This is a genomic window from Aquimarina sp. AWH4_224, from assembly GCF_056160245.1.
The window spans coordinates 1-2621 of the sequence record NZ_JBSWWU010000032.1 but is presented as its reverse complement, the minus strand read 5'-3'; the positions used below and the strand labels follow the sequence as shown (position 1 = coordinate 2621).

Annotated in this window: 2 protein-coding genes; both read right to left on the bottom strand. The window is 33.3% G+C overall.

Annotated elements, in window-relative coordinates:
- Positions 1–279: 279 nt before the first annotated feature.
- Entirely contained in the window at positions 280–1659 is a 1380-nt protein-coding gene (locus ACXAGJ_RS24540) for a glycoside hydrolase family 99 protein (protein ID WP_474843809.1), read from the bottom strand.
- 330 nt (positions 1660–1989) lie between these two features.
- On the bottom strand, positions 1990–2424 hold the full coding sequence (locus tag ACXAGJ_RS24535) for a DUF2158 domain-containing protein (protein WP_474843807.1): 435 nt from the start codon (positions 2422–2424) through the stop codon (positions 1990–1992).
- Between the last annotated feature and the right edge of the window lie 197 nt (positions 2425–2621).

The window sequence follows — 2621 nt, the reverse complement described above, 5'->3', positions numbered from 1 at the left end:
GTACCAAAAACTGTGTATTTCATCGAAAATAGGTTGTTTTTCATTGAAATTTTAACATTTTTTATTCAAAAAAAGTAGTCTTTGTACTACATATGTTAATGATAATGCGGATTTCCTCAACAATTTTTGGTTAAAAATAGACCTGATTCTACCCTTTTTTAACATAAAAAAATCTTAAAAATTTCAAAAAACGTCAAATGTAAATGCTTGGCTAAAAAATAGTTTGGGGTATTGGTCAGGTATATATGCTTCATAATTTCTAAGTTTTTGATTTCTATATTAGAAAAAACGGTTAATTGCTTTTATCACTTTATCAGCGCGGCGTAGTTTCAATTTTTTTACATACACATAAGTTCTGTCTAATAAGCGTTGCGCTAATCTGTTGTTTTTGAATTTTTTTCTGATCTTGTATAAGTCTGCCGCTACCTGCAAATCATTTGGTGTAAAGGGAACACCTGTATATTGTTGTAGGATTTGCAAATACATAAACCCAAACTCTTCAGTAGGTTCTATCATCGTTCCCTCTCCAAAATCATTCCAGGTGATAATTTGAATAAAATCAGATTGTTCATGATGGGTATAATTAAGCGTTTCTACAAAAGTATTGCCTTGATCGGTGTCAATGCTCCATTCATTAATTCCATCAGACCATCCACCATCTTTATAGAAACTTTTGAATCCCGGGTATGAAGATCCTACGGTAATCTTATTCATAGTGGGGTAGGTATCGTAATAATATTCATGCGCTAATAGATGATCTTTATCTACCCATAAAAATTCACCGGCAGAGTTAGTACCAACGCGGTTGCTAGCGCCCCATAAGGTTAAATAGTCGGGATGATTTTCTTCAGGGAGTACTTCGAATACTTCATTCCATTCATTTTCGGTATTGATATGATGTGGCCCAAAAACGAACAACAGTTTTTTTCCGTTGTATTCCATATATTCTGGACTAGAAAAATAGGTATCATTGATATATGAAAAATCTTCTTGTGCAGCTGCAACCGTACTAGTGGATAGACCAGCTTGCGCAGCTTGTACGGCTACTCGATCTTCGTACATTATGGAGAACTTAAGTCCCAGGTCTTCCAGGGTTTCTATAAAAGTTTCTGTGGATTGTTTAATTAATCCATAATCGTGAAGATCTTTGCTTCCATACCAATCAAAGATAACTCCATCAACTCCTGATAATTTCATGGTAAGGAAATGATATTCATGCAGATCTGGATCGTTTGAAGAGTATGGACCAATCATTGGATAATAATAGGATGCAATTTGTGCATTGCCATTTTCATCTAGCTGATCAGGGTTTTGGTTAGTCATCGTCCAGTGTTGCCCCCAGTATCCATCATAATCTTTACTTTGAAACCAGGGTAGGTAATGCACATAGATTTTTTTTGGATTTTCTTTTACAATATCCATATGCGAGATATCTACAATCCCGGCTTTTTCGTCATTTTCTAAAAATTCTAATTCTTCGTCCAGAACTTTTAACAGTTCTTCGTCCGTATAAGTGGTGTCTTGAACAGGTTTGGCTATGGTCACCTCTTGTATTTGAGGTTGATCATATGTAGTAATGTCGTCTTTCTCACAAGAAGCAAGAATGGTTAGTAGGATAATACCAAGGTAGATCCATACATTGGAGTAGTGTTGTTTCATATCTCATAAAATTGGTTAAACGTCAAAAATTTTAAGCCAGCATTCAAAATGTGATTGTGGTGAAGCTGATGTATTTCATGTTATACTGAAATACATGCTTTTGACGATATGAAACAAATCATGAGGTATGCGATACGTTAGTTGTTTTAAAATTATACAGAATATTGGGGGTGTATAATTTTAATTCAAGCCATACTTTTTATGGGGTAAACGACAGGGTATGCCATTCATCTTGCCATGTATACATACAGGCAATTATATGTTCAAATTATTGGGGGAGTCGATAACTTACAGTGTTATTCGTAAAGGCGCTGAGAACGATATAGAAAATTATTTTGATACATTTTCAAGAGAGTAATAAGGATAATACACCGACTTAACTCCAGATTGGTCATTCCATTGGCATTTTACATAGTCTTTGTTAAACCCAATGATTTCCATTTTAGGCCCACCAGTTTTAAGGGTTACTATATTGCCTTCGGATATGTTTAAATACGGTAAATCTTCAGTTTCGTAGCAGGCAGATTTTTTTTCATCTTTAATTCTAATATATCTATAGTTACTGTCGTAAGAGATAAAGTATTCTACACGATACAAAAGCTCGTCTGATTTGTTAAAAAATTCATCCTCGACTAATTTTCCGTATTTTAGTTTTCCGCGGATATGATATGTTTTTTTTGAATTGTTTTGGATATTATTCCTTCTTAAAATCCCAATTTCTCCTTTTAATTTAATCTCCTGATATACATTAAATAAATTGTCCATAATTCTTGTTTTTCCCGTTCTTCCCTAAGATCAAAAATTATTGAATACTGATGTTATGGGAAACCGTAGTCTCGGTAAATATTTTTTTTAAAGGTATAAGTAGTTGTTTTTTTCATAGGTATATTTTATGCGTACTTGGTATTATTTTTTTAATGCTTGATATAGAGTTTTGATAGTAGTTATTTTACCATATTGTA